General features: G+C 66.9%; 11 protein-coding genes. 4 read left to right on the plus strand and 7 right to left on the minus strand.

Annotated elements, in window-relative coordinates; genetic code table 11:
* Positions 1-28: 28 nt before the first annotated feature.
* The 5 genes from GOQ09_RS22460 to GOQ09_RS22480 all read right to left on the minus strand — a co-directional run bounded on the left by GOQ09_RS22460 (position 29) and on the right by GOQ09_RS22480 (position 8873).
* Positions 29-1873 (minus strand): peptidase domain-containing ABC transporter, encoded by a 1845-nt coding sequence (locus GOQ09_RS22460; protein WP_157615870.1) that lies wholly within the window; start codon positions 1871-1873, stop codon positions 29-31.
* A 79-nt stretch (positions 1874-1952) separates the two neighbouring features.
* Positions 1953-2252: a hypothetical protein gene (locus GOQ09_RS22465; RefSeq protein WP_242630920.1), complete on the minus strand. Its 300-nt coding sequence runs from the start codon at positions 2250-2252 to the stop codon at positions 1953-1955.
* Complete coding sequence (locus GOQ09_RS22470; RefSeq protein ID WP_157615872.1) at positions 2249-5320, minus strand: glutamate ligase domain-containing protein; 3072 nt, start codon at positions 5318-5320, stop codon at positions 2249-2251. The genes GOQ09_RS22465 and GOQ09_RS22470 overlap by 4 nt, the downstream gene beginning before the upstream one ends.
* 107 nt (positions 5321-5427) lie before the next feature.
* Positions 5428-5931, minus strand: coding sequence for a peptidoglycan-associated lipoprotein Pal (gene pal / locus GOQ09_RS22475; protein WP_157615874.1), 504 nt, complete (start codon positions 5929-5931; stop codon positions 5428-5430).
* 86 nt (positions 5932-6017) lie between these two features.
* Positions 6018-8873, minus strand: a complete 2856-nt coding sequence (locus GOQ09_RS22480; protein ID WP_157615876.1) for a hypothetical protein — start codon at positions 8871-8873, stop codon at positions 6018-6020.
* Positions 8874-9159: 286 nt separating this feature from the next.
* Here GOQ09_RS22480 and GOQ09_RS22485 point away from each other — a divergent pair, with 286 nt between their 5' ends.
* Positions 9160-9594 (plus strand): DUF1841 family protein, encoded by a 435-nt coding sequence (locus tag GOQ09_RS22485; RefSeq protein WP_157615878.1) that lies wholly within the window; start codon positions 9160-9162, stop codon positions 9592-9594.
* On the opposite strand, the gene GOQ09_RS22490 is transcribed toward GOQ09_RS22485, so the two are convergent.
* On the minus strand, positions 9591-10577 hold the full coding sequence (locus tag GOQ09_RS22490) for a LysR substrate-binding domain-containing protein (RefSeq protein ID WP_157615880.1): 987 nt from the start codon (positions 10575-10577) through the stop codon (positions 9591-9593). The genes GOQ09_RS22485 and GOQ09_RS22490 overlap by 4 nt on opposite strands.
* A 108-nt stretch (positions 10578-10685) precedes the next feature.
* On the opposite strand from GOQ09_RS22490, the gene pcaH reads away from it, so the two are divergent.
* Both pcaH and pcaG read left to right on the plus strand, forming a co-directional pair.
* A complete protein-coding gene (gene pcaH, locus GOQ09_RS22495) occupies positions 10686-11417 on the plus strand; it encodes a protocatechuate 3,4-dioxygenase subunit beta (protein ID WP_126747138.1) in 732 nt (243 codons plus the stop codon).
* An 11-nt stretch (positions 11418-11428) separates the two neighbouring features.
* The gene (pcaG, locus tag GOQ09_RS22500) at positions 11429-12040 is read left to right on the plus strand and encodes a protocatechuate 3,4-dioxygenase subunit alpha (protein WP_157615882.1); all 612 of its coding nucleotides are present in this window, start codon (positions 11429-11431) and stop codon (positions 12038-12040) included.
* A gap of 95 nt (positions 12041-12135) precedes the next feature.
* Here pcaG and GOQ09_RS22505 read toward each other — a convergent pair whose 3' ends face one another.
* The gene (locus tag GOQ09_RS22505; protein ID WP_157615884.1) at positions 12136-12831 is read right to left on the minus strand and encodes a c-type cytochrome; all 696 of its coding nucleotides are present in this window, start codon (positions 12829-12831) and stop codon (positions 12136-12138) included.
* A gap of 162 nt (positions 12832-12993) precedes the next feature.
* On the opposite strand from GOQ09_RS22505, the gene GOQ09_RS22510 reads away from it, so the two are divergent.
* Positions 12994-13848: an AAA family ATPase gene (locus tag GOQ09_RS22510; RefSeq protein ID WP_157615886.1), complete on the plus strand. Its 855-nt coding sequence runs from the start codon at positions 12994-12996 to the stop codon at positions 13846-13848.
* Positions 13849-13854 lie beyond the last annotated feature (6 nt).

The raw sequence follows: 13854 nt of genomic DNA on the forward strand, positions 1-13854 counted from the left end.
GTCCCTGTTTGTTCTTTGATCGCCTGGCTCAAGCCATGGAACGGTTCGCCGCGGCGGCGCCCAGCGAGTGCGCATCGGCGTCGCTGTCTCCCGCGGCCGGATCGGTCAGCGCCACCAGCGGCTTCTTCACGCCGAAAAGCTTTGGCACCATCACGGCGGCCGTTCCCTGTTCGACATTGCCCTGCCCAGTGACGTGATAGACCACCGTGGCGGCCGACACGATGCGCAGCGAATGCGTGACCACCACCACGGTGCGCACCTTGGCCACCGCGAGCAGCGTGGCGAGCAGCGTGCGCTCGCTCTGAAAGTCGAGGTCGTTGCTCGGCTCGTCGAGCACCAGCACCGAGGGCTTGCGCAAGAAGCTCATGGCCAGCGCCAGCTTGCGCCGCTCGCCTACCGAAAAGCCCGTGCCTCCTTCGCCCACCACGGTGCGGTAGCCGTCGGGGAGCTTCGAGATGAAGTCGTGCGCACCCGAGAGCTTGCACGCCGCCACCACCTGCTCGTCGCTCTGGCCCGGGGCCGTGCGGCGCATGGTGTCGATCAGCGGCCCGCCAAACCAGTACACCTCTTGCGAGAGATAGCTGATCCAGCGCGAGAGCTCTTCGCGGCCGAACTGCGAAAGGTCGTACTCGCCGATGCTGATGACCCCGCGCGTGGGCGTGTACAGGCCCGAGAGCAGCTTGACCAGTGTCGACTTGCCGGCGCCGTTGCGCCCGACGACCACATGCAGGCCGCCGGGCCCGATGTCGAGGTCGACGTTCTCGAGCACCGGCTTCTGCGCGGCCTCGGTGAAGCTGAAGCTCACGTCCTTGAACGTCACGCGGCCCAGCGGCTGCGGCAGCGTCATGCCGCTCGGCGGTTTTTCGACCGGCTCGGAAAGCACCTTCTCGAGCCGCTTGGCCGCCTCCTTGGCGGCGGCCAGCGAACGCCAGCTCGAGACCAGGCCCGCCACCGGCTGTAGTGCCTTGAGGGCCAGCATGTTCGAGGCGACCAGGCCGCCCACCGTCATCCACTGCTGCATCACGGAGACAGCGCCCACCGTCACCACGATCACCGAAAAGACCGTCAGCAGCACGGTGGTGCCGTCGCGCGCGGATTCGATCTGGCCGTTCTTGCTGAAGCTTTCGCTCAGCCAGGCGTTGTAGGTCTGACGCCACATCTCGATGGTGGGGCCGTCGTTCGATTGCGTCTTGAGCGTTTCGCGCGCATTGCAGATCTCGGAGGTCATGCGGTCGAGGCCGCGCCCGCGCTGCACTTCTTCCACCCGGCCGGTGCGCACCTCGTCGGCCCACCACCAGGCCAGGAAGGCCATGACACCCAGGAACAAAGCCACCACCGGCAATACCGGCAAGGCGACGATGCCGATCACCACCAGCGCGAAGATCGCCATCGGCAGATCGAAGATCGATTGCGCCAGGCCGCCGCTGACCGTGCCGCGCACCGAAGCCACGTCACGAAAGAACTGGTGCCAGATCGACGCCGGCCGCGCTTCGAGCGCACGCAACGGCCGGTTCAGCATCGAATGGAGCAGCGCACCCGACACGCCGTGGTCGATGATGGCGCCCGCATTGCGCAGCAGGCGCGAGCGCCGCGCGCGCAACCAGAACTCGAGGCACAGGAAAAACAAGATGCCGCTCACCAGCGCGGCCAGCGTCGAGATGCCGCCGCGCGAGAGCACGCGGTCATACACCTGAAGCAGGAAGATCGACGGCAGCAAGCCGAAAAGGCTGATGGGCAGCGAGCGCCAGGCCGCGCTCTTGACCAGCGGATAGGCGTCGCGAAAGGCTTTGTTCAGCGCACCTGCGTACGGACTCGCGCCCGGCTCTTCGGGCGCATCGGCAACCAGCTGGCTGGGCAAGAGAAACTTGATCATGGGAAATGGCCGATCCGTCGGGCAGTCACGCCTCGATGATTATCAACTGTTACCCGGCTGTTACAAGCAAAATCTACCCTTACACGCCGCGGCATCGAAGCGCTCGCGCAGCCTCCTGGGTTGCCGTTCCGCCGAGGGCAGCGACGGGCTTCAGGAGACCTTCGGCGGCCACGCAATCTGCGGGTTTTCTGGCCCCCTGGCGGGCGTCATCCATAGGTAGTCCTTTGGCCAGCACCAAGGCGATGTTGGCGCACAGCAACATGCACAGAAGCCATGCGCCGAGCAGTTGCAGCCAGCCGAGCCACCAGCGGCGGGCGGGCGCTGCCGCCTTTGCTGGATAGCGTTGAATGGGCAGTGGCAGATACGCGCTGAATTTCATGGCAGTGCTTTCAAAACCCGGGCCAGCCGGGACAGGCCGACGCCTGCGGAACTCTTGGCCAGCACCCAGTCCCCCGGCTGCAGCAGGCTTCCGAGTGCGGTCGACAAATCGGACACATCGACGAACCAGTGCGACCGGACCTTGGTGCGGATGCGCGCATGCAGTCCCCGCATGAGCGGGCCGCACAGCAGCACGCGGTCGGGTTGCGATGCGAGCAGCTCCGGCTCAAGGTCGAGGTGATGCCGCTGCGCGGCAGGGCCGAGCTCCTGCATGTCGCCGAGGATCGCCACGCGGCGCGACGGCTCGCAGGGCGCCTGCGACAGCAGCTCGAGCGCGGCGCGCATCGAGCTCGGGTTGGCGTCGTAGGTCTCGTCGATCAGCTTGAAGCTGCCGCCGCCGATGTGAATGGTGTGCAGAGCGCCGCGCCCGCCCGACGGTTCGAAATGGGCGAAGGGCTCCACCGCGGCGGCCAGCTTCAGGCGCATGGCCTGCAGTGCCGCGAGCACGGCCACGGCGCTTGAGCCCATGTGTCGCCCGGGCGCATTGAGCCGCAGCTGGAGCGGTTCGCCGAGCACCAGGGCCTGGACCTCGCCGTGGTCGAAGGCGAGCAGCCGCACGTCGGCGTCCTTGTGCTCGCCGTACGTGACGATCTGGAGCTGCTGCGCCATCGCAGCCTCTGCAAAGGTCGCGAACTCGGGAATGTCGCGGTTCAGAACAGCGCCGTCGCCAGGTGCCATGCCCTGGAAGACGCGGCTGTCCAGGCGCGCGGCGGCCTCCGATGGGCCGCGCGTTTTTTGCGCAGCCGCGGAAAGCCCCGTGACCACCGCCAGCATCGGGCGCACCAGCTGCGCCGAAGCCAGCATGTGCGGCGAGCCCATCTCTAGCACCCAGTAGGCGGCGTGCCGCGGCATGCAGGTGAGGTTCCAGGCAATGCCCGAGGGCAGGCTGACGTTGCCTTCGGGCCGGCCTACTTCACCCCAGACGGCCAATGCATTGGCGAGCATCGCGGCCACGGTGCTGCTGCCTGTGCCGCTGCCCAGCACGCCGCATACGCGCCCGCCGAACCCGGTGCGCGCATGTGCGCCCAGCGCCAGCACCGCCTGCTGCACGTCGGGCACCTGGAGCACGGGCACGCGCTTGTCGAGGTGGGGCGCGGGATCGGTGCACAGCACCGCGGCGGCTGGCTGCAAGACGCCCTTGAGCGCCACCGCGGCCAGCGGTGTCTTCGAAGGGCGCACCTGGTGCTCGAACACCACGCGCCCCTTGCGCAGGAAGGAGCGCTGCGTCACGCCGGTGGCGCGCCAGCCCTCCTCCGGCCGCACGACCCATTCGCCACCTGTGACGCGCGCCATCTCGTTCGCGCTCCACGCGGCGCCGTCGTCCCGGGCACTGCCGGCGGCGGGCAATGCGCGGCGCTCGAGCAGGTAGCGGTGGTAGGCCGCAAGGCCCGACACGTACTGCGCCACGTCGTCCACGCGCACCCGGAAGGCGTGATGCCGGGTGAAGAACGACCCGGCAACGGTGGACGGCCGCCGGAAGTACATCGCCATCTCGGGCCAGAAGAATCCGTTGAGCAGGTAGTGCGCGCGGTACTCGAGCGCGCGGTGGAATTTTTCGGTGTCCAGTTCTTCGAGCAGGTGCCGCATGGCGGGCATGCCCTCGAGCTGCTGCAGCATCTGCTGTGCGGACAGCATGAGCTCGAGCAGCGTCGGAAACGTGGTCTTGCGGTCGAGCACGAAGTCCAGGTAGCCCGCGACGTTCTGCAGGCCGAAGCGAAAGTACTTTTCCTGCGGGTTCCAGCGCGTGAGCTCGTTGACGCAGCAGCTCAACCGGTGGTCGTGCGCCTGCCAGTGCTGGCTTGCGATGAAATGCTCGAACGCCTTCTCGACCGCTGCGAGCCACCGCGCATCGCGCGTGAGGCCGTACAGGCGCATGAGGCCCAGGGCCGCCTCGCCGTCGTAATAGATGGCGCGCGAGGCCTGCTTCACCGTCAGGTCGGCGGCATGCAGCACGTGGTTGAAGCGGCCCGTGTCGGCGTCCTGCATCGACACGATGCCCAGCGCCAGCTTTTCGAGCAGCGGCAGCCAGTGGCGCGTGTCGGTCGCCTCGCAATACTTCGCCAACGCGAGCACGCAGGCCGCGTTGCCGCTCAGCTTGATCTCATCACCGGCCTCGACGAGAAACGCGGCTTCGCTGCCGTCCGCGAGCCTGTAGCCCCGTATGAGCCCGTTCGACAGATGGTTCAGCGCGCGGTCGATGGCGGCCCGCAGCTTGTCTTCGCGCGTGAGCTCCCACGCCTCGATCATGGCGTGGAGCACGCTCGGATGGCGCGTGGGGTCGGAGGTCGGAATGCGGCGGTCGAAGCACGGGAAATAGCCGTAGGCGAACCGCCCGTCGGCCTGGACCTGCCGCGCGAGATAGGACGCGCCGCTGCGCACGAGGTCGAGCGCCGAATTCGGGGTGAGCGCGGGCGCCTGGCGCCGCCCTGCGTCGAGCCCCGTTCCCACCAGCTTGTGCACCACGCAGTCGGACTGGCAAAAAACACCCACGGTGGCCAGCAGGTAGACCGGCCTGTCCGCCGGCAGGTCGAGCAGGAGCGTGCGTGCGAAGCGCGCCTGGGCGTAGCTCTCGAAGTTGCGCATGTTCACCACCGCATGCGCGATGGACGAATCGGCATAGAGCATGGCGTTGGCATTGAGCTCCTGCTCGGTGAATGCCGTCTCGAAGTTCTTGTCGAATGCCAGGCCGAGCCGGAAGTAGTTGCGCTTGACGGCGGCGAGCTGGGCCTTGAACTGGGCCCATTCGATGGGGCTTGCGCCCTCGACCCAGTCGATGCGCAGCCAAGGCGACACGATGCCGTTTTCGCGCACCCAGCGCGCGATGATGCCGGCGCCTTCGCGCCACGCGGTCTCGAACTCGGGCGCGCGCGCATGCACCACGTGCGCACGCTGCGACCCATCGCTGACCGAGAAGAAAAGCGTGAACGCCGGATAAGGCGCCGGCAGCGCCGCGCATACCGAGACCAGGCGCTCGTGGCAGGCATGGAGCTGGTCGGAGAAGGACATCATTCGGCCCCGATCGAATACGGGAGACCGATCCCGCCCGTCATGTGCTCTCGTGCTTTTGACGCAGCGGACCGGAAGCTCCCCTCGAAGGCATCGCAGATCTCCGGATTTCAGCGGTAGCTGAATTCGGCTCGGCGATTGAGCTGGTAGCCCTCCTCGGTGGTTTCAGCGGACGCAGGCTTTTCGATGCCCCAGCTGACGGCCTCGATGCGCTCGGCCGGCACGCCGAGTTGCGTGAGCGCGCGCTGCACGGATTCGGCCCGGCGCTGGCCCAGCGCAAGGTTGTATTCGCGACCGCCGCGCGAGTCGGTGTGCCCTTCGATCATCACCTTGCTGGCAGGCCGGTTCCGCAGAAAGTTCGCATGCGCTTCCACCACGCTGCGGTACTGCGCCTTGATGTCGTATTTGTCGAAATCGAAGTACACGATCTTCGATGCGGCCGGGCTCTCCTGCACCGGCGCAGCGGCCGGAGGCGGCTCTACCTTGGCCACCGGCGTGGCCTTGTTCGAGTAGTAGTACGTCGCGTCTTCGCGTCCGCTCTTGGGCCCTGTTCCGCAGGCGGCAAGGCTTGCCCCCAGTGCGACGACGGCCAGTATCCGGGAAGTGTTTTTCATGTTCGGTCCTTTTTGCGCGGGGCAGGCCGGCGAAGCCTGCCCCTTGCTTTTGCTTTTTCTTCTTCTCCTGCTGCTGCCCTTGTTCCTTAGCCCAGCAAGCCGTGCAGGATGTTCGTGACCGGAGTCAGAACGCTGCCGGTGCCGGCTGCCTGATCGACCAGGCTCGTGATCGGGGTCACGACATCGGTGACGATCGGTGCGGCTTGTTCCACGTTGTCCAACAGGCCGGCGACCGTTTCGACCACCGGCGCGAGCGTCGGGGCCGTGCCGGCCAGGATGTCGGTAACCGGCTCGGCCACCTCGGACACTGCGGCCACCACCGGCTCCAGCGTCTCACCGACGGAACCTGCGGCGTCGAGGACCGGGTCCAGGATGTTGGCAACCGGGTTGGTGTCGCCCAGCCCGCCACCAAGCAGGCCGCCATTGCCGAGCAAGCTGCCCACGAGGCCCTCATCGCCCAGGAGACCGCCGAGAAGGTCGCCACCGAGGACGTCGCCTCCCAGCAGATCGCCGCCGAGCAGGCTGCCGACGACTCCGTCTTCGCCGAGCACACCGCCCAGCAGGTCACCGCCGAGCAGATCGCCGCCAAGGAGGTCGCCACCGAGCAGGTTGCCGACGACGCCGTCTTCGCCGAGCACACCGCCCAGCAAGTCGCCACCGAGCAGATCGCCGCCAAGGAGGTCGCCGCCGAGCAGGTTGCCGACGATGCCGTCTTCGCCGAGCACACCGCCCAGCAAGTCACCGCCGAGCAGATCGCCGCCAAGGAGGTCGCCACCGAGCAGGTTGCCGACGACGCCGTCTTCGCCGAGCACACCGCCCAGCAAGTCGCCACCGAGCAGATCGCCGCCAAGGAGGTCGCCACCGAGCAGGTTGCCGACGATGCCGTCTTCGCCGAGCACACCGCCCAGCAAGTCACCGCCGAGCAGATCGCCGCCAAGGAGGTCGCCACCGAGCAGGTTGCCGACGATGCCGTCTTCGCCAAGCACACCGCCCAGCAAGTCGCCGCCGAGCAGATCGCCGCCAAGGAGGTCGCCGCCGAGCAGGTTGCCGACGATGCCGTCTTCGCCGAGCACACCGCCCAGCAGGTCACCGCCGAGCAGATCGCCGCCAAGGAGGTCGCCACCGAGCAGGCCGTCTTCGGCAAGAAGGCTGCCCAGCGGACCGGTACCACCGAGCAGACCGTCGTTCCCGAGCAAGCCGCCCACCAAGCCTTCGCTGTCGAGAACGCCGCCCAGCACGCCATCGGTCAAACCACCGAGCAGCCCGTCTTCCCCACCCAGCAGCCCACCGAGCGGACCGTCTTCGATCAGCCCGCCGAACACGCCGTTCGCGCCGAGCAGGTTGTCGACCACGCCCTCCTGACCCAGCAAACCGCCGGTCAGGCCTTCGCTGCCCAGCAGGCCGGCCGCGGTGCCCTCTCCGCCGAGCAGTCCACCCACCAGGCCGTCACCCAGCAGGCCGCCCACGATGCCGTCGCCGCCGAGCACACCACCCAGCAGGCCGTCGTCGCCGAGCGATCCACCGAGCACGCCGCCCAGCAAACCGTCGTCACCCAGGAGGCCGCCGACCAGGCCGTCGTCGCTCAGCACGTTGTTCAACAGGCCGCCCACGGCGGTGTCTTCTCCGATCAGGTTGCCCAGGGCACCGTCCTCCGCGAGAAGCCCACCCACGAGGCCGTCCTCGCTCACAAGGGTGGTGACCAGGCTGCCGTCGCCAAGCACGCCTTCGACCACGTTGCCGAGCACGCCGCAGTCGCCGACGACATCTTCAAGAACGCCGTCCAGGCCGAGGGCCGCGGTTGCGCCGCTCAGGATGCCGTCCTCGCCCACGAGGTTGTCCAGGCCATTCTGAAGAGCGTCCGTGAGATGGTCGACCTGGCCGACCAGCGCATCGGTGGCGCCTTCACCCAGAAGGGCATCTACGACGGGACTTGCAACGCCGCCCACGCCGTCGACAACGGTTTCGGCGAAATCGTCCACCGGGTCGAACTGGTTCGGATCGTCGCGTGTGAAGTTCTCGCCGAACACCGGGGCCACCAAGTCATCGACCAGGTCGGTGGTGCTGTCGATCACACCCGGCACCGGGTTGAGAGAACCACCGAGGCCCAGGTTGTCGTCTGTCGAGCCGACTGCGCCTTCGAGGAGGTTGTCGCCGGGGTTGAGGAGGCCATTGCCGTCGGCATCGGAGTCCGAGTCGGCGTCTGCATCGGCATCGGCATCGGCATCGGCATCGGCGTCTGCATCGGCATCGGCGTCGGCGTCCGCATCCGCGTCGGCATCGCCGTCCGCATCGGCATCCGCGTCGGCGTCCGCATCCGCATCGGCATCCGTCTCGCCGCCGCCGACGAAGAACGGAATCGTTCCACCGTCGCCGCCGCCGCCACCGCCGAGTGCGGCACCCAGGGCCGCAGCGCCCAGTGCGCCGAGTGCGAATTCGCCCAGGCCGAGGCCGCCGCCTGCGGCGACCTTCTTCGTGACGGCCAGCGCGGCCGCATCGGCGTCGCTGTCAGGCGGGGTCACCTGCAGGTCGCCCGAGGCGACATCCACGTTCACTTGTTCAAGGCCGCCGGGCAGCTTGGTCGAGCCGATGGTGGCGTCGGTGCCGCCGGTAAAGACGCCGGCCAGCGGGGCCTTGTTGGCGGCCGAGCCTGGGAACAGCACGTTGGCCTGGCCGCCTTCGGGAACGATCACGCGGTCGCCCGCCATCAATGTCTGGTTGCCCTCCACCGGAATGCGGACGCCTTCGCGCATCACGGCAACGCCCGGCGTAGCATTGGACAATGTGCCAATGCCGGCAGGCGCCGCGGTTGCGGCGGGCGCCATCGAGCTGGCTGCGGCGGGAGCGCCGAGCGGCATGCTGGTGGCTTGGGCAATGACCACGGGAGCCACGCCACTGGCGGCGGGTCCTTCGGTCGAAACGGTCGATGCTTGGGGTGCGTTCATGGTTGGCCTCTGTGACAAAAGATGCATGTACAGGGGCAACTGGCGTGCCAAATCGTTAACAGCTGTTCGCCGCCGCATCACAAACGACGCAACTCCTTGATTTACATGGCTATTTTTTTATTTTCCGGGTCAAAATATCCGGCCGAAAACAGCCGTCGCGGGGGTCTTTTGGCCATTCGTTACGTAACGATGTAACGTCGTGCTACCGGAACATCGGGCGCGTTCAGAGCCCGTCCACACGCGGACTTCTCCCCTCTTCTTCTCTTTTTCGGTCCCTCATATAGATATGTTCAATCCCTCCCAGGAAGACGTGCGCCGCTTCTTCTGCGACGTGTATGCGAAGCACCGGCAAGGCCGGCCGATGGAAGCCCTCGAGACGATTGCCGCGGGATGGATCGACGCGCACCCCGAATACCACGAAGACCTGGCCGATGCCGACGCGGCGGTGGCGCGCGTGTACGACGGCGCGAACGGCCGCGAGAACCCGTTCCTGCATCTGTCGATGCATCTGTCGATCAGCGAGCAATGCTCGATCGACCAGCCGCGCGGAATCCGCCAGGCCGTCGAGCTGCTGGCCGCGCGCCGCGGCTCATTGCTCGATGCGCATCACGAGGCGATGGAATGCCTCGGGCAGATGATGTGGGAGAGCCAGCGCGCCGGCCGCCCGCCTGATGGCGACAGCTACGTAGCCTGCGTGCAGCGCCGGGCAACCAAGGACTAGCCGGCCTTTCGGGAAGGCAGCGCCCCCTGCTGCTTGGCGCCCTCGCGCAGCAGGGCTGCCATGGCGCCACGCAGGGCGGAAGGCTCGGCCTCGCTGCGCAGCAGCAGTCCCACGGGCTCGTCGGTGCCCGCGGTTTCGATGCGCAGCCTGACCAGGCGCGCGTCGGCCAGTTCACCGCGCGCGGCGCCCAGGGGAGTGATCCATACCGCGTCGGACACCGCCAGCAGGCCGCGCGCCACCGCAACGTCGAGCGTCTGCAGCGCGTTGGCGGGTAGCGCCAGGCCGCGCGCGGACAGGAAGCTTTCTGTGTTGTGGCGGGGAATCGTGCCTTCGCCGTACACCACGAGCGGATAGGCGAGCACCGCCTGCACCGACACCGCCCGGGCGGGACGCGCCGCGAGCGGATGGCCGGCTCGCACGGCAAACACCAGCGGCTCGGTGTAGAGCAGCTCGAAGCTGAGCCCGCCCATCAGGCGCGGGTCGCTCATGCGGCCGACCACCAGGTCGAGCTCGCCGGCGCGCAATTCATCGAGCAACACCGGGTTGGCGGCACTCTTCACCATCACCTGAACCGCGGGCCAGCGCTCTCGAAAGCGCGCAAGCGCCATGGGCAGCAGGGCCGGCGCCACGCTCGGCAGCGCGCCGATGCGCAGCCGCTCGACGCGCTCGCCCGAGGCGGGCGCCACCGCCTCGGCGCTGGCGTCGAGCGCCTCGAGCACACGCAGCGCATGGGCCAGCAGTTGCTCGCCGGCGGGTGCGAGCCCCTGCACGCCGCGCCGGCCGGCCTTGCTGCGCTCGACCAGGCGTGTGCCAACAATGGATTCAAGCTCGGAGAGCGTCTTGGAAACCGCCGGCTGGCTCAGCGAAAGCCGCTCGGCGGCGCGCGCCAGATGGCGCTCCTGGGCCACCGCGACAAGGCAGCGCAGGTGGCGCAGCTGCACGTTGCGCACAAAATCCTGGCGTAGGTCGGCGGTGTTTTTCAATTACCGTTGGTTATTCAGAACGAATCAATCTTCAATTTACATCATCGGACGGGACTTCTAAAGTCCGGGTTCCGGATTCGATCCGTCCCCACGACAGGAGACAACGACATGTTGACCAACACCAAGGCCAAGACCCCCTCGGCCATCCTCACGCCGCGCGACTGGGAGGCCCACCCCTCTTACGTCTACCCCGGCTACAAGTCCACCGTGAAGCGCGGCCCGCAAAAGCCGCTGGTTCCGTTGAAGGCCTCGCTGGGCGAGCTGCAGCAGCCGGTCTACGGCCACGACAGCATCGGCGAGTTCGACCATGACCTGACGCGCAACGCGCGCAAGAACGGCGAGCCGCTGGGCGAACGCATGATCCTGACCGGCCAGGTGCTCGACGAGCGCCGCCGCCCGGTCGCCAACACGCTGGTGGAGCTGTGGCAGGCCAATGCCTCGGGCCGCTACGTGCACAAGGTCGACCAGCACGACGCGCCGCTCGACCCCAACTTTCTGGGTGCGGGCCGCTGCCTGACGGACAGCGAGGGCCGCTACCGCTTTCTCACCATCAAGCCCGGCGCCTACCCGTGGGGCAACCATCCGAACGCCTGGCGCCCGCAGCACATCCACCTGTCGCTGTTCGGCCAGAGCTTTGCGAGCCGCCTGGTCACGCAGATGTACTTTCCCGGCGATCCGCTGCTGCAGTACGACCCGATGATCACCGGCACGCCCGAGCGCTACCGCAACCGCCTCATCGCCGATTTCAGCCTCGACATCACCGAAGAGGGCTATGCGCTGGGCTACCAGTTCGACATCGTGCTGCGCGGCGCCGACGAAACGCCGTTCGAGAACCGCTGAAAGGATTTCCCATGCCATTGATGACCGCCCAGGAAGCCGACTTCGGCCAGACCCCCTCCCAGACGGTGGGCCCCTACTTCGCCTACGGCCTTACTGCCACGCAGTACGGCTACGACTTCAACCAGCCCTTCGACGCCGCCGTGGCGCTGGACAACGCCGCGGGCGAGCGCATCCGCCTCGAAGGCCGCGTGCTCGACGGCGACGGCAACCCGATCGGCGACGCGCTGGTCGAGATCAGCCAGGCGGACGGCGAAGGCCGCTATCCGCAAACCCCGGCCGAGGCGCGCGAAATGGGCTTTCGCGCGTTCGGACGCGCCGGCACGGGCACCGACCCGCAGAGCCGCTTCGTGTTCTACACGGTGAAGCCGGGCGCTGAAGCGCCGGGCCAAGCCCCGCACATCAATGTGATCGTGCTGATGCGCGGCCTGCTGCTGCATGCGTTCACGCGCGTGTATTTCAGCGACGAGGCCGAGGCGAACGCAAAAGACGCCGTGCTGGCCAGCGTGCCGGCCGAGCGCCGCCACACGCTGATTGCCGAGCGCGTGGAGCGCGGCGGCGCGGTGAGCTACCGCATCGACATCCGCATGCAAGGCGCCGACGAAACGGTGTTCTTCGACGTCTGACCGCGGGGAAACCCGCAGGCGCAAAAAAGCCCGCTCGAAGCGGGCTTTTTTCGTGCGCGGCAGGCAACTGGGTTGCTGCCGGGCCTTGGGGCTGCTTACTCGCCGCCGCTGCGGTGCAGGCGCGATTCAGGCACCGTCTTGAGCTCGCCGGGGAGCGAGCTGATGTAGTTGGCGAGCGTCTTGAGTTCGGCGTTGGTGAACTTCTTGGGCTCGACCTGCTGCGCCATGACGGCGTTCGAACGGCCCAGGTGCAGGTTGTTCTTGACGCGGTACGACTTGAGCGCGACGAAGAGGTAGTCGGCGTGCTGGCCGGCGAGCTTGGGCACGGTGCCGTCGTTCGGCGTGTTGAAGTTGGCGCCGTGGCACTTGGTGCAGCTGTTGTCCTTGTCGCGCGACACCAGGGCCTGGATGTTTTCAGGCATGGGCTTGGCCGTTGCGGCCGGGGGCGCGTCGCCTTCCTTCAGGCCCAGCTGGCTGTAGTAGGCCGCGACATCGGCGATGTCCTGCTCGCTCAGGCTGTCGGCAATGGCGCGCATGGTGGGGTGCTTGCGGTCGCCGCCCTTGTAGGCGGTGAGCGCTGCGGTGATGTAGCTGGCGCTCTGGCCGGCAATCATCGGAACCTTGTGGATCTCCGGAAAGCTGGCCTGATAGCCAATGATGCCGTGGCAGCCCACGCACATCGCCACCTTCTTGGAACCGTCCTGGGCCTTGCCCGTGACTTGCTGGGCTTGCGCCGAGACCGTCACGCAAGCGACAGCGAAGGCAAACATCGTGGTCAACAACTTGTTCATTTTGCGCGCACAATCTCGTGGAGATACAGTTTTTCGAATCAACATTCGATTATATGCAAGGGTCCTCCAAGACCCCCGGCAAGCCGCCCAAGAGGTTGCGCGAAGCGAATCGAGTGTGTTCTTTTCTCCACCCTGCCTCCTCCATTTGCTTTCCGTCCACTCATGAAATTCAAGGGCTCAGACAATTACGTTGCCACCCAGGACCTGATGCTGGCCGTCAATGCCGCCATCACCCTCAAGCGCCCGCTGCTCGTCAAGGGCGAGCCCGGCACCGGCAAGACCATGCTGGCGGAGGAAGTGGCCGAATCGCTCGGGCTGCCGCTTCTGCAGTGGCACATCAAGTCGACCACCAAGGCTCAGCAGGGCCTCTATGAATACGACGCGGTGAGCCGCCTGCGCGACTCGCAGCTCAAGGACGTGGACGGCGGCGAGCGCGTCAAGGACATCCAGAACTACATCGTCAAGGGCGTGCTCTGGCAGGCCTTCACGGCCGACCAGCCGGTGGCGCTTCTCATCGACGAGATCGACAAGGCCGACATCGAGTTTCCGAACGACCTGCTGCGAGAAATCGACCGCATGGAGTTCTACTGCTACGAAACGCGCGAGCTCATCCGCGCCAAGCACCGGCCGGTGGTGTTCATCACCTCCAACAACGAGAAGGAGCTGCCCGACGCCTTTTTGCGCCGCTGCTTCTTCCACTACATCAAGTTCCCCGACGCCGAGACGATGAAGCACATCGTCGCGGTGCACTTCCCCGGCCTCAAGCAAGAACTGCTCACGGCTGCGATGAAGACCTTCTACGACGTGCGCAACCTGCCGGGCCTGAAGAAGAAGCCGTCCACCTCCGAGCTGCTCGACTGGCTCAAGCTGCTGGTGGCCGAAGACATCCCGCTCGAAGCCCTGCAAAGCAAGGACGACAAGGTTGCAGTGCCGCCCCTGGTGGGCGCGCTGCTCAAGAACGAGCAAGACGTGACCCTGTTCGAGAAGCTCGTCTTCATGCAGCGGAACAATCGATGAGTCCCC

Source organism: Variovorax paradoxus (assembly GCF_009755665.1).
Lineage (GTDB): Bacteria > Pseudomonadota > Gammaproteobacteria > Burkholderiales > Burkholderiaceae_C > Variovorax > Variovorax paradoxus_G.